Source organism: uncultured Mucilaginibacter sp. (genome assembly GCF_937859865.1).
Classification (GTDB): Bacteria; Bacteroidota; Bacteroidia; order Sphingobacteriales; family Sphingobacteriaceae; genus Mucilaginibacter_A.
This window is the reverse complement of the sequence record NZ_CALMAT010000113.1, coordinates 1-23,483: the sequence shown is the minus strand read 5'-3', so window position 1 is coordinate 23,483 and position 23,483 is coordinate 1. Positions and strand designations below refer to the sequence as shown.

At 43.0% G+C, this 23,483-nt stretch carries 20 protein-coding genes; 13 read left to right on the top strand and 7 right to left on the bottom strand.

The genetic code is table 11. The features are described from left to right. Positions 1-4: 4 nt before the first annotated feature. The 3 genes from Q0192_RS11730 to Q0192_RS11720 form a co-directional block, all read right to left on the bottom strand. Entirely contained in the window at positions 5-712 is a 708-nt protein-coding gene (locus tag Q0192_RS11730; RefSeq protein ID WP_299289683.1) for a TIGR00730 family Rossman fold protein, read from the bottom strand. A 27-nt stretch (positions 713-739) separates the two neighbouring features. After that, a complete protein-coding gene (locus Q0192_RS11725; protein WP_299289670.1) occupies positions 740-2,224 on the bottom strand; it encodes a sodium:solute symporter in 1,485 nt (494 codons plus the stop codon). Between the two features lie 62 nt (positions 2,225-2,286). Beyond that, positions 2,287-2,640: a four helix bundle protein gene (locus Q0192_RS11720; protein ID WP_299289669.1), complete on the bottom strand. Its 354-nt coding sequence runs from the start codon at positions 2,638-2,640 to the stop codon at positions 2,287-2,289. Between the two features lie 141 nt (positions 2,641-2,781). Here Q0192_RS11720 and recR point away from each other — a divergent pair, with 141 nt between their 5' ends. From recR to Q0192_RS11665, 11 genes are all read left to right on the top strand, one after another. Further along, complete coding sequence (gene recR / locus Q0192_RS11715; RefSeq protein WP_299289668.1) at positions 2,782-3,399, top strand: recombination mediator RecR; 618 nt, start codon at positions 2,782-2,784, stop codon at positions 3,397-3,399. A gap of 172 nt (positions 3,400-3,571) precedes the next feature. Beyond that, positions 3,572-4,387 (top strand): SDR family oxidoreductase, encoded by an 816-nt coding sequence (locus tag Q0192_RS11710; protein ID WP_299289667.1) that lies wholly within the window; start codon positions 3,572-3,574, stop codon positions 4,385-4,387. A 240-nt stretch (positions 4,388-4,627) separates the two neighbouring features. Continuing rightward, the gene (locus tag Q0192_RS11705; protein WP_299289666.1) at positions 4,628-5,764 is read left to right on the top strand and encodes a hybrid sensor histidine kinase/response regulator; all 1,137 of its coding nucleotides are present in this window, start codon (positions 4,628-4,630) and stop codon (positions 5,762-5,764) included. Positions 5,765-5,777: 13 nt separating this feature from the next. Further along, entirely contained in the window at positions 5,778-9,389 is a 3,612-nt protein-coding gene (locus Q0192_RS11700; RefSeq protein ID WP_299289665.1) for a response regulator, read from the top strand. A 45-nt stretch (positions 9,390-9,434) separates the two neighbouring features. Continuing rightward, a complete protein-coding gene (locus tag Q0192_RS11695) occupies positions 9,435-10,253 on the top strand; it encodes a protein-glutamate O-methyltransferase CheR (RefSeq protein WP_299289664.1) in 819 nt (272 codons plus the stop codon). A gap of 83 nt (positions 10,254-10,336) precedes the next feature. Next, entirely contained in the window at positions 10,337-10,981 is a 645-nt protein-coding gene (locus tag Q0192_RS11690) for a (2Fe-2S)-binding protein (RefSeq protein ID WP_299289663.1), read from the top strand. Next, positions 10,978-11,961, top strand: a complete 984-nt coding sequence (locus tag Q0192_RS11685; RefSeq protein WP_299289662.1) for a xanthine dehydrogenase family protein subunit M — start codon at positions 10,978-10,980, stop codon at positions 11,959-11,961. The genes Q0192_RS11690 and Q0192_RS11685 overlap by 4 nt, the downstream gene beginning before the upstream one ends. Continuing rightward, the gene (locus Q0192_RS11680) at positions 11,958-14,207 is read left to right on the top strand and encodes a xanthine dehydrogenase family protein molybdopterin-binding subunit (protein WP_299289661.1); all 2,250 of its coding nucleotides are present in this window, start codon (positions 11,958-11,960) and stop codon (positions 14,205-14,207) included. The genes Q0192_RS11685 and Q0192_RS11680 overlap by 4 nt, the downstream gene beginning before the upstream one ends. Positions 14,208-14,479: 272 nt before the next feature. Continuing rightward, positions 14,480-16,018 (top strand): serine hydrolase, encoded by a 1,539-nt coding sequence (locus Q0192_RS11675; protein ID WP_299289660.1) that lies wholly within the window; start codon positions 14,480-14,482, stop codon positions 16,016-16,018. A 485-nt stretch (positions 16,019-16,503) separates the two neighbouring features. Further along, positions 16,504-16,980, top strand: a complete 477-nt coding sequence (locus tag Q0192_RS11670) for a hypothetical protein (RefSeq protein ID WP_299289659.1) — start codon at positions 16,504-16,506, stop codon at positions 16,978-16,980. Between the two features lie 108 nt (positions 16,981-17,088). Further along, the gene (locus tag Q0192_RS11665; protein ID WP_299289658.1) at positions 17,089-17,307 is read left to right on the top strand and encodes a hypothetical protein; all 219 of its coding nucleotides are present in this window, start codon (positions 17,089-17,091) and stop codon (positions 17,305-17,307) included. Between the two features lie 67 nt (positions 17,308-17,374). On the opposite strand, the gene Q0192_RS11660 is transcribed toward Q0192_RS11665, so the two are convergent. Beyond that, positions 17,375-17,728: a hypothetical protein gene (locus tag Q0192_RS11660; RefSeq protein ID WP_299289657.1), complete on the bottom strand. Its 354-nt coding sequence runs from the start codon at positions 17,726-17,728 to the stop codon at positions 17,375-17,377. A 123-nt stretch (positions 17,729-17,851) separates the two neighbouring features. On the opposite strand from Q0192_RS11660, the gene Q0192_RS11655 reads away from it, so the two are divergent. Next, positions 17,852-19,264, top strand: a complete 1,413-nt coding sequence (locus Q0192_RS11655; protein WP_299289656.1) for an amino acid permease — start codon at positions 17,852-17,854, stop codon at positions 19,262-19,264. Between the two features lie 146 nt (positions 19,265-19,410). Then, a complete protein-coding gene (locus Q0192_RS11650) occupies positions 19,411-20,253 on the top strand; it encodes an alpha/beta hydrolase (RefSeq protein ID WP_299289655.1) in 843 nt (280 codons plus the stop codon). Between the two features lie 67 nt (positions 20,254-20,320). Here the strand turns inward: Q0192_RS11650 and Q0192_RS11645 are convergent, their stop codons facing one another. From Q0192_RS11645 to Q0192_RS11635, 3 genes are all read right to left on the bottom strand, one after another. After that, positions 20,321-21,283, bottom strand: coding sequence for a hypothetical protein (locus Q0192_RS11645; protein WP_299289654.1), 963 nt, complete (start codon positions 21,281-21,283; stop codon positions 20,321-20,323). A gap of 155 nt (positions 21,284-21,438) precedes the next feature. Further along, positions 21,439-22,866 carry a TolC family protein gene (locus tag Q0192_RS11640; RefSeq protein WP_299289653.1) on the bottom strand — a complete coding sequence of 476 codons (1,428 nt, stop codon included), beginning with the start codon at positions 22,864-22,866 and terminating at the stop codon, positions 21,439-21,441. A gap of 189 nt (positions 22,867-23,055) precedes the next feature. Then, a partial coding sequence (locus Q0192_RS11635; protein WP_299289652.1) for an ATP-binding cassette domain-containing protein occupies positions 23,056-23,483 on the bottom strand: 428 nt, incomplete at its 5' end.

Here is a 23,483-nt window from a genome sequence, read left to right as displayed (position 1 = left end):
CCTTTTAAAAGTTCGGTTTTAACACGTATTTGTTGTAAAAACGGAAAATGTGTTCCACCGCTTCTTCGGCCGTATCCACCACGCGGTACAGGTTCAAATCGTCCGGACTGATGTTTTTTTCCTGGCCCAGCATTTTCTCTTCAATCCAATCGAACAAACCTTTCCAATAATCAACTCCAACAAAAACGATAGGGAAACGGGCAATTTTTCCGGTTTGGATCAAGGTGATCGCTTCAAAAGATTCGTCCATCGTTCCAAAACCACCAGGCAAAATGATAAAGCCCTGCGAATATTTCATGAACATCACTTTGCGGATAAAGAAATAATCAAACTCCAGCAGTTTATCACGGTCAATGTATTTGTTGTGGAACTGCTCAAAAGGCAGTTCAATATTCAATCCTACTGATTTTCCGCCGGCTTCGTAAGCGCCTTTGTTGGCCGCTTCCATCACGCCGGGGCCGCCGCCCGAAATTACGCCGTAACCAGCTTCGCTTAATAAGCGTGCACATTCTTCGGCCAATAAATAATACGGGTTTTCGTGGTGCGTCCGGGCCGAACCAAAAATGGAAACACAAGGGCCGATTTTGGCCAGTTTTTCAAAGCCGTCCACAAATTCGGCCATAATTTTAAAAATCTGCCACGAATCGGTAACCTTGATTTCGTGCCAGTTGCGGTTTTCAAAAGCGTGTCTTATTTTCTCGTCGCTTGTCATAATATCACTCAAAATACAAAAATTAAATTAAACGGTGGTTTGCAAACTTTTACGGTGCGAAGTCAATAACAGCCCGAAAAAAGTAATCAAACCATTCACAATAATCAATTCATTATCAAAAACGTAGCCACCAAGGAGTTTTTTAGAAGAAGTGCTTAAAAAATAACAGACCAGCGGACTAACCAAACAAATAAACGGGACTAATTTATCCTGAACCTGCCGATTTTTAACAAACAAACCAAAGCTGTACAAACCCAAAAGCGGGCCGTAAGTATAGCTGGCCACTTTAAAAATAGCGCTTACCACAGCGTCGTTGTTAATGCTGTTAAAAATAATAATGGTTAAAAACAGCAATACCGAAAAACCGATATGCACCCAATGCCGCAAGCTTACCATCTGTTTGCTGTTGGTGTTTTCTTTTTTGTTGAAGTTTAAAAAATCAATGCAAAAAGAAGTAGTTAAGGCAGTTAAGGCCGAATCTGTTGTGGCAAAAGTGGCGGCCGTTAAACCCAGCATAAACACAATGGCCGGCAAAACGCCCAGATAATTTAGTGCAATAGTTGGGTACAAATAATCAGTTTTGCTTACGCTGATGCTGTTTTTAGCGGCATAAATATAAAGCAGCGCGCCAACGCTGAGGAAGAAAATATTGATCACCACAAAAACCGCCGTAAAGCTGAACATGTTTTTTTGGGCTTCGCCGATGTTTTTGCAGCTTAGGTTTTTCTGCATCAAATCCTGGTCCAGGCCAACCATCGCAATCGTAATAAACAAGCCGCCCAAAAACTGTTTGGTAAAATGCAGTTTGCTGGACAGGAAATCGTTCCAGAAGAAAATCTTGGAATAGCTGCTGTTTTTGATCGTTTCCGCAGCTTCGAATACGTTTAAATGCAAGCTCCGGCAGATAAAAAAGATGGATAAAAACACGGAGCTTACTAAGAAAAGGGTTTGTAAACTATCGGTAATGATGATGGTTTTGAGTCCGCCTTTAAAGGTGTAACTCCAAATTAAAACCAAACAAATCAGCACGGTTACGGCGAAGGGAATGTGGTAATTGTCGAAAATGAATTTCTGCAATACAATCACCACCAGATACAAACGAAAAGCAGAACCAATCGTTCGGCTGATCAAAAAAATCCCTGCTGCCGTTTTGTAACTCCAGGTTCCTAAAGCAGTTTCAATATAGCTGTAAATAGAAGTTAGTTTTAGGCGGTAATAAAGCGGCAGTAAAACGGTAGCAATCAGAATAAAACCAACCGCATTGCCCAGAACAAACTGAAAATAAGCAAACTGGTCGCCGGTTGGTGCGCCAACTTTTCCCGGAACGGAAATAAAAGTAACACCGCTTAACGCCGTGCCGATCATCCCAAAAGCAACCAAATACCATTTAGAATTTCGGTTGGCCACAAAAAAAGTATCGTTATCCGACGATTTTCGGGAAGTAAGCCAGGAAATCAGGATTAGCACCAAAAAATAACCGATGATAAAAGCAAGTAGGATTGCGGGAGCCATGGGTTTAGTTGATGGTTAATAGTTGATGGTTCATGGTGAATAGTTCAATAAATAATAGTTGGTCAATCTAAAGATTTTTTCATGTTGGTAATCATTTTGACTAAAACTTCGTAATCATCATACAAGGTTTTAAATTGGATTTCATCAATATAACTTCTTCTTTTTGCAATAAATAAACAACTTACTACTTCAATAGCTGAACGCATGGCGTAATTTAAAAACAGTTTAAACGAGGCTTTTGTCTGGCCGGTTGATCCTTCTGCAATATTTAAAACGACAGAATCTGAAGCTCTTTTTAGTTGAGAAGAAAGTACGTACAGTTCGTCTTTAGGTAAAGTTTTAGCAAATAAAAATATCGAATCATTCAAATCCATTGCCTTTTTCCAAATGTTCAATTCTTCAAAACGAAATGCCATAATGGTAATAATTAGTTTAAAAAATAAATGTAATAATATTCTGGTTATCCGCTTAACCTATGAACTATAAACTATAGACAATGAACTATTTCCCCATGAACTATCACCCATAAACTATCAACTTTTTCTTATTTTTGCCCTATGAATTTTTCTTCCAAACTGCTGGAAACTGCAGTGGCCGAATTTGCCAAACTTCCAGGGATCGGACAAAAAACAGCATTGCGTTTGGTGCTGCATTTGCTGAACGAAGAGAAAGAAGAGGTTGACCGTTTTAGCAATTCCATCAGCAAGTTGCGCAACGAAGTGCAGTTTTGCGAGGTGTGCCATAACATTGCCGATCAGGCCGTTTGCGAAATCTGTGCTTCCCCGCGGCGAAATGAACAACTGATTTGTGTGGTGGAAGATACGCGTGACGTAATGGCGATTGAAAACACAAGCCAGTATAACGGTTTGTACCATGTTTTGGGCGGCTTAATTTCGCCAATGGATGGGATTGGGCCAAGCGATTTGCAGATTGATTCTTTGGTAGAACGCATCAAAAATACCGAGGTAAAAGAAGTAATATTTGCCGTAAGCGCCACGATGGAAGGCGATACGACGATTTTTTATCTCCATAAAAAACTAAAGGATTTTGGGTTGAAAATATCTACCATTGCCCGCGGTATTGCTTTTGGCGGCGAGCTGGAATATGTGGACGAGATTACGTTGGGCCGTTCCATCGCTACGCGGGTTTTGTATGAAGGTTCGGTTACAAAATAGGGCAATGCTTCTTTTATCTGTATAAAATTGGTATTGTCATCCCGACGATAGGAGGGATCTTCATCAAAGCGAAATTTATTTGATAAAAGAAGCATCGCTTTGAAAAAGATTTCCCTCTGCATATCGAAATGACAAAAAATCCGAGAAAATTTAAAATCAGCAAAAAATATTTATGTCTTTTAAAGGAAAAACAGTCATCATCACCGGCGCATCATCCGGCATTGGCGAAGCTTTGGCAAACGAAATCGCTTCTCGCGGCGCAAACCTGGTTTTAGGTGCGCGGCAGTTTGTTACGTTGTGCGAAATCGCCCAAAACCTCGAAAAAAAATATGGCATAAAAGCAGTAGCGGTGCAATGCGATGTGAGCCGGGAAGAAGATTGCAAGCTGTTGATCCACCAAGCCATCCATACGTTTAAAGGCATTGACATTTTAATTAATAACGCCGGCATTTCGATGCGTGCTTTGTTTAAAGACCTTGATTTGGTGGTGCTGAAAAACTTAATGGACGTGAACTTTTGGGGCGCGGTCTACTGCACCAAATATGCGATGGAAGAAATCCTGAAATCAAAAGGCAGCATCGTTGGCGTTTCTTCGATTGCCGGTTTTAAAGGTTTGCCCGGCCGCACGGGTTATTCGGCTTCCAAATTCGCGATGAACGGTTTTTTGGATAGTTTGCGCGTAGAGAATCTGAAAACTGGCGTGCATGTGATGACGGCCTGTCCGGGTTTTACCGCTTCCAATATCCGCAGTACCGCTTTATCAAAAGACGGGACGGCGCACGGCGAAACATCCATGGAAGAAGAAAAAATGATGACCGCTGAAGAAGTGGCCAAAATTATTGCCGATGGCATCCAAAAACGGGAACGGGTTTTGGTGATGACCAATCAGGGAAAATTGACTGTTTTGTTGAACAAGCTTATTCCGGGCTGGCTGGACAAAAAGGTTTACGAAGTGTTTGCGAAGGAAAAAAACCCGTTGCTGCGGTAGTTAAAAACGCTGGTTTTTATTTTGCCGATGCTTCTTTTACCGGCATAAAATTGGTGTTGGAAGATATTCTCAGTATTGATGCTAAAATATTCCCTCAATCAATGTTTATCAACAATCCATCTAATCATATAGCTTATAATCCATGTAACGTTTTAATAAAACTCAATCTTCACTATTAGGCACTTTGTGCATTAAAAAGAAAATATGTTTTAATTTAGCCTTGTTTCTCATTAAGCTGACATGATATTAATTGTTGACGATAAGTCTGAAAATATAATCGCTTTAAAACGCATCCTCGAAAAGCACAAGTTTGAAGTGGATACGGCACTATCCGGCGAAGAAGCGTTAAAAAAAGTACTGAAGAATAATTACGACCTGATTATTTTGGATGTGCAAATGCCCGGGCTTGACGGTTTTGAAGTGGCCGAATCCATTTCGGGCTACAGCAAAACCAAAGATATTCCGATCATTTTTCTCTCCGCAGTAAACGTAAACAAGCAATTTATCAGCAAAGGTTATGCTTCGGGCGGGCGCGATTATTTGGTGAAACCTTTTGACCCGGACGTGCTGGTGCTAAAAGTGAAAACTTTTATCAAACTGTACGAACAAACTACCGCTTTGCAAAACATGCAGCAGGTTTTGGTGGAAGAGATCGAGTTTCGAAAACAGGCTGAAAGGACCAAAGACGAGTTTATCACGATGGCCAGCCACGAACTAAAAACGCCTTTAACCTCCATAAAAGGTTATATGCAGATGGTAGAACGTTCGGTTGACCGCGACCTGAAAGACGATGCCAAAAAATACCTCGAACGAACGCGCCAGCAGTTAGAAAAGCTGAATATTTTGATTGATGACCTGCTGGACACTTCAAAAATCGCCAGCGGCAAATTGGAGTTTAAAAACCGAGTTTATGATATTGACCCGATTATTGAGAACTCGGTTGATATCATCCGGCAAACTTATACCAGCCATCAAATTATAAAAACAGGACAGGCAGGAGTTAAAGTATATGGTGATCAAATCCGCATTGAACAAGTGATTTTGAACTACTTAACAAATGCGATTAAATATTCTCCAAACTCAACCGAGATTTTATTTGATGTTTCTTTGTTGTCATCTGATGAAATTTTGATCAATGTTACCGATTCTGGCATTGGCATCCCAAAAGATAAACAAGAGCAGCTTTTTACCAAGTTTTACAGGGTAGAAGAATCTTCCAACCGTTTCCAGGGGTTGGGCATGGGCTTGTACATTTGTGCCGAGATCATCAAAAGGCACCACGGCCGTTACGGGGTGGACAGCGAGCCGGGCAGAGGTTCTTCATTTTATTTTACGCTGCCGGTGTACGATAACAAAGAACAGGCAGTTAAACCATAAGCTCAAAGATTTAATGAAAAGTAAAATAAAGCGCGATTTGCAAATCGGTTTCGGGCTGTCGCTGCTGCTTGTTGTGATCAGTTCTATCGCATCTTTCATCAGCATCCGTAATCTTTTGGACAACGCCGAAAAAGTTGAGCGCGGCAATACGGTCATTTCAAAATTAGAAAGTATTATTTCGACGATGAAAGATGCCGAAACCGGGCAAAGGGGTTATTTGCTTTCGGACGACGAAATATTTTTGCAGCCTTATATCGGCTCTGAGCAAAAAGTTTTTAGTATGATAAAAGAAGTAAGCCAATTGAGTGCCGACGACGGTTTTTTGAAGCAGCACATCGATCAGTTGGAAAACATAATTACGGCAAGGTTTAGCAGTATTCAACGCTTGATAGATGCCAAACGGGCGGGCAAAACAATTGGCATTGAACAACTTAGGCAGAGTAAGAACGAAATGGATGCCTTGCGCCAGTTAGTTAGCCACATGGAGTACCAGGAAAAACAGCTTCTTTCAAAATCAACAACTACCCAACGTTGGCTTACTGCTTTTACGCCCTTGATCATTGTTTTTGCCGCCCTTTTAACCATCGGTATTTCTGTGCTGTATTATTACCGATTGCGGAAAAAGTACGAAGAAAATATAGCACTGCGCCAGGATTTGGAACAAAAGGAAAAAGTGATAAGTATCCGGCTCAACCTGATCCAAAACGTTGCAGACAGAATTTCTAAAGGCGATTACCAGATCCGTACGGATGACCATGAAAACGATAATTTAGGCAGTGTTTCGCATTCGCTTAATACAATGGCCGAATCCCTATCTTATGCTTTTGGAAATTTGGAAGCCAACGAATGGTTGCAAAAAGGCATCAACGGCCTGAACAATAAAATGTTGGGGCAAAAGGATTTAGGGACACTAACTGCACAGATCCTGGAATTTTTGGTAGGTTATACCAGCAGCAGTATTGGCGCAGTTTACATTGTCGATCAAAACCGGCTGCATCTAAAAAGCGGTTATGCCTTGTCTGCCAAAGACCAGAAAAAAGAAATTAAAGTAGGCGAAGGCATTAGTGGGCAGGCAGCCATCAGTAGAAAAACAATACACTTAAAAAACATTGATAAAAACAGCATTGCGCTAACGTATGCCAACGGCGAGATTATGCCTGCCCATTTAATTGCCGTTCCTGTTTTTTATGGAGGCGAGGTTATTGGTGTAATAGAACTGGCCGCATTGCAAAACTATAATGACCTAAGCGTCCGGTTTTTGGAGCATGTATCGGGAAACATCGGGCTTTCCATTTATACGGCGCAAAATTACCACGAACTGCAGCAGTTGCTTAAACAAACGCAGCAGCAAACCGAAGAGTTAAGCACGCGGCAGCGCGAACTCGAAAACATGAACGCCGAACTGGAAGCTTACACGCAAAAGCTGCAACAGAACGATGAAGAACTGCGCGTGCAGCAGGAAGAACTGGAACAATCAAACCAGATGCTGGAAGAACGAAGCCATTTATTGGAAGAGCGCAACCACATGATTTTGGAGCGCAACCAGGAAATCCAGCTAAAAGCCGAAGAACTGGAACTCACCACGCAATACAAATCGGAATTTATGGCCAATATGTCGCACGAGTTGCGCACGCCTTTAAACTCTATTTTGCTACTCTCGAGACATTTGGCAGAAAATAACGAAGAAAATTTAACGGCCGAACAAATCGAATCGGCACAAGTGATTTTGAACTCGGGCAACGGTTTGTTGAATTTGATTGACGAGATCCTCGACCTGTCCAAGATCGAAGCCGGCAAAATGGAAGCTGAATACGAGCGCGTAACCATCAGCGAAATTGTTGCTGAAATGCAGAGTTTGTTTATGCCGGTTGCACGCGAAAAGAAACTGAATCTGACGATTACTGCCAGCCCCGATCTTGCCAATACCATCGAAACAGACAAGCCCAAACTGGAGCAGATCCTGAAAAACCTGGTTTCAAACGCTTTAAAATTTACGGCAAAAGGCGAAGTGAGTTTGATGGTCGAAGCAGACGAACACCCTGGTTTTATCCGTTTTACAGTGAAAGACAGCGGCATCGGCATTGCCCAAAAAGACCAGGAAACTATTTTTGAGCCTTTCCGCCAGGCCGATGGCTCAACCCGGAGAAACTACGGCGGCACCGGTTTGGGTTTGTCCATCAGTAAAAAGCTGGCCGAACTGCTACAGGGCGAAATCAATTTGAGCAGCGAACAGGGAAAAGGAAGCACGTTTGTTTTATCCGTTCGAAAAGATAAACCGGTAGCCAAAATTGTTGAAAAAGCGGAAATTGACCTGCCAAAATCCAATCCCAAAAAAGTACTGATAAAAGAAGCATTGGCACCGGCAATGAGCCGTGTAAAACATTTGACAACCCTGATCCCGGCGGAAATCAAAGACGACCGCGACAACTTGAAGGATGACAACAAAGTGATTTTGATTATTGAAGACGATACTATTTTTGCCAACACTTTATTAAAGTTTACACGCGAAAAAGGTTACAAAGGCATCGTTGCCGTGCGCGGAGATTTGGGTTTGGATATGGTGCATCAATACAAACCCGACGCTATTTTGCTGGACATACAATTGCCCGTAAAAGACGGCTGGGAAGTGATGGAAGAGCTGAAAAACGATCCTTCTACACGGCATATTCCGGTACACATCATGTCATCACTTGCGGTTAGAAAAGAAAGTTTGCTAAAAGGTGCGGTAGATTTTATCAACAAACCACTTGCCATTGAGCAAATGAAGCAACTTTTTGAAAAGCTGGAAGAAGCAATCAGGCGCAGCCCGAAAAAAGTGCTGATTGTGGAAGACAACGAGCAGCACGCCAAAGCGCTTTCTTACTTCCTGGAAACATTCAACATCAGTACAGAAATTTCGGGAAGCATCAATAAGAGTATTGATACGCTGCAAAAAAGGGAAGTGGATTGCGTGATTATGGACATGGGAGCCTCGGGAAAAGTGATTTATGATTCGTTGGAAACGATTACGCAACAGCCGGGTTTGGATCGTATCCCGATCATTGTTTTTACCGGAAAACACCTTTCGCTGGCCGAAGAAAGCCGGATTTTGCGCTTTGCAGATTCTATCGTGGTAAAAACAGCACAATCTTACCAGCGCGTTCTGGACGAAGTTGCCGTGTTTTTACATGTGATGGAAGGCAAGCAAACACTGGCTGCGGCCAGCCCTTCGCTTTCAAAAAAGCCGGGCGCGTTGGCCGAAGTGCTGAAAAACAAAACCATTTTGATTGCAGACGATGATGTGCGCAACATCTTTTCGCTGACCAAATCCCTGGAAAAATATAAAATGAACGTGCTGACGGCAACCAACGGCCACGAGGCGCTGGAGCAATTAGAAAAAGAGCGTGTAGACATTGTGCTGATGGACATGATGATGCCCGAAATGGACGGCTACGAAAGTACGCGCCGCATCAGGCAGCACCCGGATTTTGCCACGCTGCCCATTATTGCGGTTACGGCCAAAGTAATGCCTGCCGACCGCGAAGCTTGTATCGAAGCCGGCGCATCGGATTATGTTTCAAAACCGGTGGATGTAGATCAATTGGTTTCGCTTTTGCGGGTTTGGCTGTACGGGCAATCGCTGTAAAAAAAGGTTTGGTAAGGTTTTGATGCTTCTTTTATCGGTATAAAAATGGTGGGCATACTGCGTGAAGAAGAAATTAACCAATTGTTGACTGAGTTGATAGACACTTACGGTTACGATTTTACGGGATATTCCATGCCGATGCTACAGCGGCGGATCAACCAATTTTATAATTTGCAACAAATAGGCAACTTTCCGGCCTTGCGTTATTTGCTTAAAAACGACCCGCAATATTTTCGTTTGTTCATCTCCAAAATCATGGTCCCGGTTACCGAAATGTTCCGCGACCCTCCTTTTTTTGCGGCTTTGCGAACCACTATTTTGCCTGCTTTAAGCAATTTTCCGCTCATCCGGATTTGGCATGCAGGCTGCTCTACCGGCGAGGAAGTATATTCGATGGCCATTTTGCTGAAAGAACTTCACCTGCTCCATAAATCAATCTTGTATGCTACGGATATCAACCCTGAAGCTTTGGAAACGGCTTCAAAAGGTATTTTTCCGCAAAAGCCTTTTCAGCATTATGCCGATAATTATTTGAAGGCCGGCGGTGAATTGTTGTTGCAAAATTATTATGGGCCGTATTTGGGGCAGGCAAAGTTTCGGGACGAGCTGAAAAAGCGCATTGTTTTCTCCACCCATAACCTCGCTGCCGATGCTTCTTTTAACCAGTTCCAATTGATTATCTGTCGCAACGTGTTGATCTATTTTAACCAGGAATTGCAAAACCGCGTGTTCACGTTGTTTGACAGTAGTTTAGAAAGCAAAGGGTATTTGGCTTTGGGCAGTAAAGAAACGTTGCGGTTTAGCCATTTAAACCAGCATTACCAAAAGGCAAACCTCAAAGAAAAGATCTGGCAAAAACTGTAATTGTTAAGAAAAATATTACAGTACAGATGCTTCTTTTATGCCTATAAAAGCAGTAGTTTTAAACGGAAAAAAATTAAACATTTATGGAGAAAGATCAGTGTTCTGTGCCGGACGAAAACCTGAACGAAAACTCAGGTTCCAGCCGCCGGGATTTCCTTAAAAAATCAACTTTTTTATCGGCCATTGCGCTTACGCCGGTAAGTTTGGTTACGGCTGCCGAAAAAGAAATGGACGAAAAACTGGCTGCCGTATTTGAAAAAGTACCGCTGAAGCTGGAAATAAACGGGGTAAAACATGCTTTGTCTGTTGAGCCACGTGTTACGCTGCTGGATTTGCTGCGCGAACAGTTGCAACTCACCGGAACCAAAAAAGGTTGCGACCACGGGCAATGCGGTGCTTGTACCGTTCATGTAAATGGCAAACGCCAAAACTCCTGTTTAACGTTGGCGGTGATGCACGACGGGAAAAAAGTAACCACGATTGAAGGCTTGGCCAACGGCGCGGATTTGCACCCGATGCAGGAAGCGTTTATCAAACACGATGGTTTTCAATGCGGTTACTGCACGCCGGGGCAAATTATGTCTGCTGTGGCATGTATCCGCGAAGGGCATGCCAATTCGGAAACTGAGATTAGGGAATACATGAGCGGGAACATTTGCCGTTGCGGCGCTTACCCAAACATTGTGAATGCGATTACAGAAGTGAAAAACGGAGGGCAAAAAGTATGAACCAGTTTCAATATGTACGGGCGACAACAGCTAAAACGGCCATCGGCGCTTTAGTAAAAGATCCTTCGGCCACGTTTTTAGCGGGAGGAACCAACCTGATAGATTTGATGAAAAATGGTGTTACGGCTCCGCAAAAGTTGATTGACATCAACCCAATTCCTTTAACTGAGATCAGAAAACAAAGCAATAGTATATACATTGGCGCTTTGGCTACCAACACCGATGTGGCCGATCATAAATTGGTGCTGCAAAACCAGCCGTTATTGTCGCTGGCTTTAAACGCTGGCGCTTCGGCACAATTGAGAAATGTGGCCACCATTGGCGGCAATATGATGCAGCGAACGCGTTGTTTCTATTTCAACAATCCGGATTTGCCTTGCAACAAACGCCAGCCCGGTTCTGGTTGCGGTGCGTTGGAAGGCTACAACCGGATGCACGCTATTTTTGGTGCAAGTCCGCAATGTGTGGCCGTAAACCCAAGCGATATGTCGGTTGCGCTGGCCGCTTTGGATGCCACCGTTTTAATTTCGGGGCCAAAAGGCGACCGACGTATTTTGTTTACCGATTTTCATCGTTTGCCGGGCGATCATCCGGAAAAAGACAACAACTTGATGAAAGGCGAATTGATTACGGGCATTGAAATCCCGGACAATGCTTTTGGTAAAACTGTTCATTATTTAAAAGTGCGCGACCGCAGTTCGTATGCTTTTGCCTTGGTTTCTGTTGCGGCTGCCCTCAACATCAAAAATAATACGATAAAAGAAGCACGGCTGGCAATGGGCGGCGTGGCTCATAAACCTTGGAGGCTTACCGAAGCGGAAAAAGCTTTGGTTGGAAAACCGGCAACCGAAGCAACTTTTAAACAAGCTGCCGAAATTGCCATGCAAGGCGCAAAAGGTTTAAAGTACAATTCTTTTAAGTTGAAAATGGCGCCAAATACCATAATTGAGGCCTTAAAAACAGCATCAGGAATAGCATGAGTTTAATGGAAAAGCAAAATTTTTTTGATAGCAAGGCTGTTGATGGTTTGGATAGGGTAGATGGACGGTTGAAAGTAACCGGTGCGGCACGGTATTCGGCAGAGTTTCCGATACCAAAATTAACTTACGGCGTTTTGGTAACCAGTACGGTTGCAGGCGGAAAAATTCAAAGTATTGATGCAAAAAAAGCAGAACATGCACCAGGCGTTTTAGCGGTGATTTCTCATTTTAATGCACCACAAATCCCCGGATATTCGGAAGGTTCAAACCCGGCAAAAGGACAAACTACCAAAGGCCAGCCTTTGCGTGTTTTTTCAGATGATACGATTTATTTTTACGGGCAGCCGGTTGCGCTGGTAGTTGCAGATACGTTGGAAAGGGCGCAGTTTGCAGCAGGTTTGGTGCAGGCGCAATATCAAAAAGCATCTTTCCAAACAGATTTTGATACCAATGTAACCGCCGCTGATTTTCCTTCCCAAGCCAAAAACCGTAATTCTAACGGCGATTATTTGCGCGGAGAAGCCGATGCCTACAAAAATGCGCCGGTAAAAATAGAAGCAGAATACGTAATTCCGACAGAAGTGCACAACCCCATGGAGCTGCAATCCATCATTGCCGTTTGGGACACGGCAGATAAAGTTACAGTTTACGATAAAACACAATCTTTAAAAGGGGCACAGGGAACGATTGCGCAAGCCTTTAAAATCCCGGTAGAAAACGTGCAGGTTGTGGCCACCTATGTTGGCGGAGCGTTTGGGAATGCCTTGCGTACCTGGCCGCACGAAATTGCTGCGGTAATGGCTGCACAAAAAGTTGGCCGGCCGGTAAAGGTGGTCATCAGCCGCGAGCAAATGTTTACGATGGTTGGCTATCGGCCTTATACTTGGCAAAAAGTTGGTTTGGGCGCAACGGCAGACGGAAAACTGGTTGGCATCAGCCATGAAGCTATCAGTCAAACTTCTACTTATGAAGAATTTACGGAAGGAACGGTTAACGTTTCCAAGTTTTTATATGCTTGCCCGAATGTAAATACCCGTTATAAAATTTTACCACTTAACGTAAGCACGCCAACTTGGATGCGTGGGCCCGGAGAAGCTTCGGGTGCTTTTGCGTTGGATTGTGCGATGGATGAACTGGCCTATCAGCTCAATCTTGACCCAATTGAATTGCGTTTGCGCAATCATGCCGATACCGATCCGGAAAGAAATTTGCCCTGGTCAAGCAAGTATTTAAAAGAATGCTACCAGGAAGCGGCAGACCGAATCGGTTGGTTCAAGCGCAACCCGAAACCACGCTCCATGAAAACGGAAGACGGTATGCTGATTGGTTACGGCATGGGAACGGGAAGTTTTTCGGCGGGCAGAAGTGCCGCTACGGCAAGCATCCAAATGTCGGCAGATGGAACTTATACCATCCAATGCGCGACAACGGATATAGGACCCGGAACGGCAACAGCGATGGTGCAAATAGCCTCGGATGTTTTGCAGGTTCCGGTGGAGAAAATCAAGTTTCAATTGGGCAATTCTTCCTTTCCAAAAGCACCAAGCCAGGGCGGTTCTTCTACGGTTTCTACGGTTGGTTCGGCGGTTACGGCGGTTTGCATTTCGCTGAAAAACAAGTTAGGCGAACTGGCCATCGGACAAGGTGAGGCCGCATCGGTAAAACCGGCTGACCTGACTTTTGCAAACGGACAAATCTCTTCCAAAGACCAATCTATCAAAATAGCATATGCCGATGTTTTGAAGAAACACAGCTTGCCAAATTTGGAAGTTACGGAAGAATCAAAATCAGGCGAAGAACGCCGGAAATATTCTTTTTATTCTTTCTCGGTGCATTTTGTAGAAGTGAACGTGCATCCGGCAACCGGACAAGTAAAGGTAAAACGTGTAGTTAGTTGTGCAGATGCTGGTAAAATCATCAACCACAAAACAGCAGGAAGCCAGGTAATTGGCGGTGCAATCGGCGGTATTGGAATGGCTTTAATGGAAGAAGCTGTGATAGACAATCGTTTTGGCCGGTACGTAAACAACAACCTGGCCGATTACCATGTTCCGGTACATGCGGATATTCCGGCAATTGATGCTGTTTTTATTGATAAAAAAGACCCGTACATCAACCCGATGGGATCAAAAGGTGTGGGCGAAATTTCTTTGATTGGGATGGCAGCAGCGGTAGCAAACGCAGTTTTCCATGCAACAGGAAAACGGGTTCGGGATTTGCCGATTACACCGGATAAACTGGTTTAAAAATCAGAAGAACCTACAACCGCTGCTGATTTTTATGCCATAAAAGAAGCATTGTGTTTCTGTACTCCTAAAAACTTCTCAAACCAATCTGCTTAAACTTTTCAAGCAGATTGGTTTAAACCATCCTGCAATAATTAATTTGGGGGGACGGCAGAAATGCGTAATTTCTGTTTTTGGTTGTTTTTTTAAGTTGATGCCGATGCTGTTTTTATCACTATAAAATCCTTAATTGCGTTAAATTTCCGGTTAATTAAATTTCCAAGAATTAAAAAATGAAGAGACTGTTTGTTGTGCTGCTGGCTTGGTTTTCTTTCGTTGTCTCATTTAAAACACAGGCACAAAATTTTGTAACCGATAGCTTGGACAATTACGTGCGGCAAGGCATGAAAGATTGGAATTTGCCCGGTCTGGCAATCGCCATCATCAAAGACGGCAAAGTTGTGGCGATGAAAGGTTACGGCGTTCGCGATATCAAAACCAAAGAACCGGTGGATGAAAATACCTTGTTTTTGATCGCCAGCAACAGCAAACTATTTACGGCTACGGCATTGGCGCAATTGGACTACGATAAAAAGCTGTCGTTGAATGATAAGATCACCAAATACTTCCCCGATTATAAATTGTATGATGCCAACACCACCAATTTGGTTACGATAAAAGATTTGTTGTCGCACCACCTCGGCACCGGGACTTTTCAGGGCGATTTTACTTTTTGGAACGGCAACCTTTCGCGCCGGCAAATTATGGCAAAAATGAAACTGCTTAAACCGGCGCAACAGTTTCGCCAAAGCTTTGGCTACTGCAACAGTTGTTTCTTAACCGCTGGCGAAGTGATCCCGCTTGTTGCCGGCAAACCCTGGGAAAACTATGTTCAGGACAGTTTGCTTACACCGCTGGGTATGACTAATACGTACACTTTGGGAAAAGGCGCAGCGCAACGAAAAGACGTAGCCAAACCTTACAGTACTGTTTTTACCGGCAAATTATCAGAGCTGCCGTATGACTTGGTGGACAATTTAGCGCCTGCCGGGAGTTTGGTGAGCAACGTAAAAGATTTATCAAAATGGCTGCTATTGCAATTAGACAGCGGCCGGTATATGGGCAAACGTATTTTGCCCTGGAGCGTGTTGCAAAAAACAAGGGAAATGAACACGGTTATTTCGAGTACCAAATCCAGTGTTTATCCAAGCCATTATACGGGTTATGGTTTGGGTGTTTTTCAGCGGGACTACAACGGAAGGCAGGTTTTTTACCATACCGGTGGTGCCGATGGCTTTGTTACCAATACTTGTTTTGTGCCCGAAGAAAAGCTGGGCATCGTCATCCTGACCAACAACGACAACCAGGAATTTTTTGAAGCTTTGCGCTACCAAATTTTGGATGCATACTTGGATGTACCTTATATCAACCGTAGCAAACAAGCTTTGCAAGTTTTTAAGCCACAATTTGAAGCAAGCGTGGCCAAAGTAAAAGCCATGCAAGCGCGTGTAAAAGGCAATGCGCCAAGTTTGCCAATACCAAAATATGTTGGCACTTATATAAACGAACTTTATGGCCCGATCAGCATTGTGCAAAACGGAAAAGATTTACAAGTAAACTTTAGCGGACATGCAACTTTAAAAGCCAAATTGCAATACATGGACAACGGCGAGTGGCTGCTTACTTACAACAATCCGGCTTTTGGTATTTTCCCCTTGCAATTTAAAATTGATCAAAACAAGGTAGTTTCTACTTTTATTAAAGTGAACGATTTTATTGACTATGACCCTTATTTGTTTGTTAAGGTTGATGATAAAAAACCGGGAGTTTGAAAGATTGTTAGTTGGTGAATATCAATTAAAATTAAGCAAAGTATTTTATCAATTTGCTTGTTCATCAGTTTAAAATATTCTTAGTTTATTTAGGTTCGGCATAAATTCCTCTTTGATAAATCTCCAATTAAAAACAGCTTTGTAAAATTCAATTTCACGTTTTGGGTTGGAGGGTTGTATTTCAAAATATCCAATTGTGTCCATAAATTTTCAGGGTTTTGATGTTATAATTTTCCGTACTCCCATTGTACGTTTTGTTGCTTTGAACTGATTTGTTTTGTTTGCAATTTGGCCAACAAAATTCAAAAATCATTTCTGTCCAAATGCTTCTTTTATCGCCTAAAAATTAGCAATATCAATTTACAAAATTTCTGCTTAGAACAATTTTTTGCAAAAGGTTTAACCCAAAAAAGTATATATTTTTAGGTTAAACTACGGCAATAATAAATGCTCTATTCATCATAAATCTTTTAAAAACTAAAAATATGAAAACGCTCAAAGTTACTTCACTGGTTGTTTTTTCTGCTTTGATTTTGAACTTTGCCAATACTGCAAATGCACAAGATTGGGGAAACCGCCAGCAACAAAACGGAACTTATACGCAAGGCGGAAATCGTGGCTCTGGGCAGCAAGGTGGTTACGGCGGCCAAAACCCGCAAGCACAAAACAATGGCGGCCGGGGCAATAATCAAAATTACCAAAACCAAAACGGCCAGAATTATCAAAACCAGGGCAACCAAAACTATCAGGGACAGAATACGCCAAACCGCGGCGGCCAGAATTATCAAAACCAGGGCGGACAAGACCGCAATTATGCCGACCGGGATTACCGGGGCCGTGACTACCGTGGCCGCGACCGGGATTACGGTTACAACCGCGGCTGGGACAGGAGAGGGCGCGACTACCACGACCGTGATTTCCGCGGCTATGACCGTCGGGATTATGGCTACCGCAACTGGTAAAATTGATATTGCTTCCACACAAAAACCTCATCAACTTGATGGGGTTTTTGTTGAAACGGAAAAGCGGATTAGAAACTGCCGCGTATAAATCTGCTATCTTTGCTGCCTATGGAAGCCATTCAAATCTCAGGAATATTTAAAAACGCAATTTGCCGTGCCATTCCGATAGAAAATAATTTGTACCGCATTACCAAGGATACTGTTTTTATCGGCACAATTTTGAAAGAGAACGGCGGCTGGAGTTTGGAAGAAGTTGCAGGCGAAGACTTAACTGCCGAAAATGTACAATTGATTGGCGCGTACTTGGACCGGAAAGGTTATAGTTGATGGTTTATAGTTGATTGTTCATAGTTCATAGTTCATCAAAAATTTAGGGATAAAAGAAGCATCTGTTTTAAGGTGTAACTTTTTTTACAAGCAGGTAAGTAGGGTTGTCAGTCGAACTTCCATGATAAGTTTCCGGCCTATAAGTTACCACTTCCCAGCCTTGCAGTGCCATGTAATTAATGGCATCAATTTCATTATCAATTGCAGACAATTGCCTTGATAATTTTGCAGCCTCTGCATCGGTCAAACTGCCTTTGGAACTGTCTCGTCCAGAATCCAATTTTACAGAAATTTTGGAACTAAGGAAACCCGTTGAAATGGAAATCCGGCAATAAACATTGTGCGGTTTTACTTGGGTAGAATCGGTTTGTGCAATACAAGCAGCAGGCAGCAACCAAAGTAGAAAGAAGAGTTTTTTCATCAGCATTAAGAATTACTTCTAAAACCTAAACTTAAAAAATAAGATATATTTTTTCAAATTTATCAAAATTAAAATTTGCTTTTGCCAATCAAATCAGTAGCTTGTAAAGCTTAATTTGATTGCATGAACCCACCTTCCAAACTCAACCGCACTTTAGGGCTTCGTTATGTTATTGTTGTTGTCATTGCCAATATCCTTGGCTCCGGCGTTTACAAAAAGGTTGCGCCAATGGCTGCCGAACTGCATTCTTCCGGTTGGGTTTTGATTGCCTGGCTGCTCGGCGGCATCATTACTTTGTTTGGCGCTTTAAGCAATGCCGAAGTTGCCGGGCTTTTGGCCGGTACTGGCGGCGAATATGCTTACTTCAAAAAAATTTATAACCGTTTTTTTGCCTTTATTTTTGGCTGGTCGTTGTTTACCGTGATTCAAACGGCGGCTATTTCTTCGCTGGCTTACGTGTTTGCGCAATCGCTTAACAACTTGTTTCATTTTCAGCAAATCTTTCCGGAGCTCGCTACGCTTACTTTGGGCGGGATTTTTTATCCTTTTGCCAATCTGTCGGTAAAACTGACCGCTATTTTACTGATCGTTTTGCTTACTTGGGTCAATACCCGCGGCGTAAAAACCGGTGCGGGCATGAGCAATATTATCCTCGTTTTAGTTTTTATCGGCATTTTTACCATCATCTTTTTTGGGCTGGGCAGCAGCCATGCCAGGGTTGCCGAAAGCATCAACCTGCAAACCACCAACAGTTCTCCCGTTACCATCAGTGCTGTTTTTACGGCTATGTTATCGGCGTTTTGGGGTTACCAGGGCTGGGCGGCCATTGGTTTTATTGGTGGGGAAGTGAAAGACGCCAAGCGGAACATCCCGAAAGGAATAGCAATTGGTGTTTTCATCGTGATTGTTTTGTACCTGCTGGTCAACGCCACTTATTTGTCGCTTTTGCCAATAGCTGCGCTTGAAAAAATTAACCAGGCAGGCAACCAGATTGCTGCCATCGAAGCGGTTAAAAGTTTTTGGGGAAACAGCGGCGGCATTTTCATTTCGGTGCTGGTTTTGATAACCACTTTAGGTTGCACGCACGCCACCATTTTAGCCAGTGCGCGCCCATATTTTGCCATGGCGCGCGAAGGTTTGTTTTTCTCGAAAGTAGCCAAACTAAATGAAGCACAAGCTCCTGTAAATTCTTTGCTATTTCAAGGCGTATGGGCATGTTTGTTGGTGCTTTCCGGCACGTTTGACCAATTAACGGACATGATTGTTTTTGCAGTTTTTATTTATTACGGCGCTACGGCTTTGGGCGTTTTTATCCTGCTGAAAAAGATTCCCGATGCAGAACGGCCGTACAAAGTTTTGGGCTATCCGGTTGTTCCTGCCATTGTGGTGCTGTTTTGTGCCGGTTTGTTTATCAATACTTTTTTTACCCGTCCGCGCGAAGCAGGATTAGGCATGGTTTTAATGCTCACCGGTGTGCCAATGTATTGGTGGTTTAAGCGGAGGAACCAACAGGTGGAAAGTTTGGATGGGGAATAATGGGTTTAGGCCGATGCTTCTTTTATCATGCTAAAATTTAAATAAAATGCCAACCTGGTTTTTAACTATCCCAACAAAAATTATCCTTGTAAAAACAGCATCTGTGTTTTTGCAGTATCTATATCAGGCAACAAATTGTTTTTGATATGGAAATCACCAGCCAATTTTATAACGTAAACGGGATTACTTTACACGCAGCAACCGCTGGCCCGCAGCAAGGAAAAATGATGCTTTTTTTGCATGGTTTCCCCGAATTTTCGTTGGGCTGGAAAAAGCAGTTGCTGTTTTTTGCGGCAAAAGGTTTCCGGGTTATCGCGCCCGACCAGCGCGGCTACAACCTCAGCAGCAAACCAAAAGGCGTAAAAGCTTACCGGATAGAAAATTTGGTAGAAGATATGGTTGGTTTGATCCAGCAATTATCAACCGAAAAAGTAATCTTGGTTGGGCACGATTGGGGCGGAGGCGTAGCTTGGGAACTGGCCGGGCAATATCCCGAACTCATCGAAAAACTCATCGTCCTGAACATGCCGCACTTGAGGGTCATGCGCGAAACCTTAAAAAGCAATGCCAGGCAAATGTTGCGCAGTTGGTACACCGGTTTTTTCCAAATCCCGTTTTTGCCCGAATGGATGATCAGTTGGTTCAACTTTAAACTGATGGAAAGGAGCATAATTGGCACGGCGCTTCAAAATACATTTACGCGTTTAGAGATCGGCCAATACAAATCCGCCTGGCGGCAACCAGGAGCGGTACGGGCGATGATCAACTGGTACCGCGCTTACAAATACAGTCGGCCAGCATTTAAACGCATCCAAATTCCAACGTTGATTTTGTGGGGAACGCAGGACAAATTTTTGCTTCCGCAAATGGCCGGCAAAAGCAACATGCTTTGTGCCAAAGGAAAATTGATTTATATTGATGATGCCACGCATTGGCTGCACCACGAAAAAGCGGCCAAAATAAACCAATTGATTTTGAATTTTTTGTAGTGCTGCGGCTATACTATAACGTATAAACCATCACCAACACACTAAATTTATGCCGATAAAAGAAGCATCAACCTTTATTTCCCCTAACCACCAACAAAATCAAACTATCGTGCGGAATGCCTAAAGTTTTGCCGGGCGTAATGTTTAAATACAATTTCAGGTAGCCGTCCATAATACCTTTCATTACTTTAATGGTGTTTTGCTGTTCGTCGGGCAGCATGTTTTCCATCGGTTCTACAAAATGCAATTGCCCTTTTGCATCAACCCGAACGGCAAAAGTATGGTAAAAATCAGCATAAGCTTTGTTGATGGTTATTTCATATTCCGGGTAAAACAAGGTTTCGGGCACGTAATAGTTATCCAAATCTTTGGCCTTGAGTTTGGCGTTGGCAACCACAACATTCGGGCTTTTGCTTTTTAACACAACCGGTTTTTGTGCGGCAAATATTTTCTTTGGGTCGAGGCTAGATTGTCTGGCCAATTCTTGAATATAAGCTGTGTCTTTTTTTGTGGTTTGGCGAAGTTTTTCTACGCTGAAATGTTGTTTTTTTAAATAAGGATCAGCATAAAAAGTAACATAAACATTAGAATTTTTCCAATTGATGATCTTGTTGTTCACGTCCAAAACCTGAAACTTTAAACTGTCTTTGCTGATTTTCCTCGCCTTAAACCAAGCACCGGCAAAAGTAAAAAGCGAATCATGGTCCAAATTTAAAGGCAGATCATAAAAACGCTTTTTTATCGGGCTAAAAACAGCAACCAAAGTATCCGCTTTAAAATTGATTTTCCAGGAAGGTTTTAGCTGAAAGCCTTGCGCGTTAAAAGAAACGCCGTTGGCAAACCGGCGAAAAACTTCGGTAAAGGGAATGCCGATGACGCTTTTAAAAGAAGTTTTCGTTCGCGCAATTAAAGCCGAATCACTTTCAGGTTTTGCAGGAGATGCGGAAGTTTGGCCTGCACTTTGTTTTTGCTGGCAGGAAAAGCAGCACACGGAAAACAAAATCAACAAAATCGGAAAGGAAAATCTCATGGTAAAAACAGCATTTGCAACGGCCGTTAAGATAGGAAATAGGTGCGAGGTTTGAGGTACGGGGTTAAAGACAAGCGCTCAAAAATTTAAAAAACATACTTAAACGCTTGTAATTGTTCGCTCGAACCTCACACCCCGTACCTCAAACCTTCTTCTCACCAACTCAACTTCCCCTGATAATAATCCAATATTTTCAACCGTAAAATATAATCGTAACGCGCAGAAATGAGGTTGATATTGGCAGCATCTAATTTATTTTTCGCCACGGTATAATCTACACTTGTGCCAACGCCGGCATTAAATTTTACTTCGGTTGCTTTAAAAGATTCGGTGTAAGCAACAACCTGGTGCTGCAAAGTTTGGTAACGGCTGTAAGAAGCTGTGGTGTTAAAAAAAGCCTGTTCTACCGATTGTTTCAGTTGGATGCGCGTGGTTTGCTCCACCAGTTCGGCGTTTTTTAAATCTAATTTGGCCAGTGAAATCCGGTTTCGGGCAGCAAGGTTGGCAAAAATCGGAATCTGCAAACCAACCGAAAAAGAAGAACTGTAATTGTTTTTGAACTGGTTGCCGTAACTGATTTTTTCCTGCCGGTAATCGCTTTGGTTGGTGATGACATAAGATTTGGAGCCGTTTTGCAAATTCACATAATCATTGGTTGGCTGGCGCACACTGTCCACAAAAATACTACGGCTGGCCGCGCTCGAATAATTGGTATTGGCACTGGCATTAAAAGAAAGCGTTGGGTACAAATAACCGCGCGCAGCACTCACGCTTTTGGCCGCACTTTTCGTTCGCAGCACAGACGCTTTGACCAGGCCCAACTGCTCTAAAGCCGCTTCGTAAATACTTTCCGGGTTGTTGTTGCCAAAAGAAGCCAATTGTTCGGCCGTTAAAGGCGCATAAGTTTGATTGGCTTGATAAGGCACATTCATATATTGCGCCAGCGTTACTTTTGCACTTTCCAAATTGTTTTGGTTGTTGATGATGGATAAGCTGTCGCTGGCCAGTTGCCCTTTTAAATCCGCCAGTTGATAAGGTGCAATGGCGCCATCTTTATTCAAAATTTCCGAACGTTTGATTTGTGCCTGAGATACCAAAGCCTGGTTTCGGGCCTGGTTAACCAGTTCACCGTTGTTTAAAATTTGCAGGTAAGCGAGGATCACGTTTAGCGTGAGGTTGTCTTTTTGCTGCTGCAGTTCCAGTTTGCTGGCCTCAAAAGCAAGCAGGTTTTGTTTGATGGTGTTCCACAACAAAAAGCCATTGAACAAAATAATGTTTCCGCCAAGCGAGTAGTTGGTGTAATTGATTTGCTGGTTTAAGTAGGCATTGGTAAACGGGTCTATGCTGCGGCCCTGGTTCAGTCCCTGCGAAACATTACCGGAAACGGCGGGCAGCAAATTGCTTTTGGCCTGCCTCAAATTGATGTTGGCACGTTGCGCGGCCAAATCGCTTTGCTGCACCTGCAGGTTTTGCCGGCTTGCAATTTCAATGCATTGCTGCAAAGTTAAACGGCTGCTGTCTGTACTTTGCGCACTAATTTTTAGGGCATAAAAGAAGCATAGGCAAAGAAGAATTTTTTTCAAGGAAATCATAATTATTTTAGGCATTCAGCTTTCAGCAATCGGCTTTCAGCTTTGCATAGTTTAATACTTTTATGGGTTAAGCTTTCAGCAATCGGCATTCAGCTTTTGCATATTTTTACTTTTGTAGTTAGATAGATTACGCTTTACAAGAAGCTGATAGCTGACTGCTGATAGCTGAAAGCCAGCCACTCACTCAATCCTTCCATCCAGCAAATTGATAATGCGAGAACCATAAGCCGCGTTTTTTTCAGAATGTGTTACCTGCACAATCGTTACGCCTTGCTGGTTCAGCGTTTTAAACAGTTCCATAATCTCTTCAGCTTGTTTGGAATTGAGGTTTCCGGTCGGTTCATCGGCCAAAATCACTTTCGGGTTTGCGGCTAATGCGCGTGCAATGCCCACCAATTGCTGTTGCCCGCCCGAAAGCTGGTTGGGGAACAAATCTTTTTTCCCGACAATTTGAAAACGGTCTAAAATATCGGCCACAATGGATTTTCGTTCCGAAGATTTCAGGTCCTGGTAAATCAGCGGCGTTTCGATGTTTTCATAAACAGTGAGCTCATCAATCAGATGATAGGCTTGAAATACAAATCCGATGTGCTGTTTGTACAAGGCCG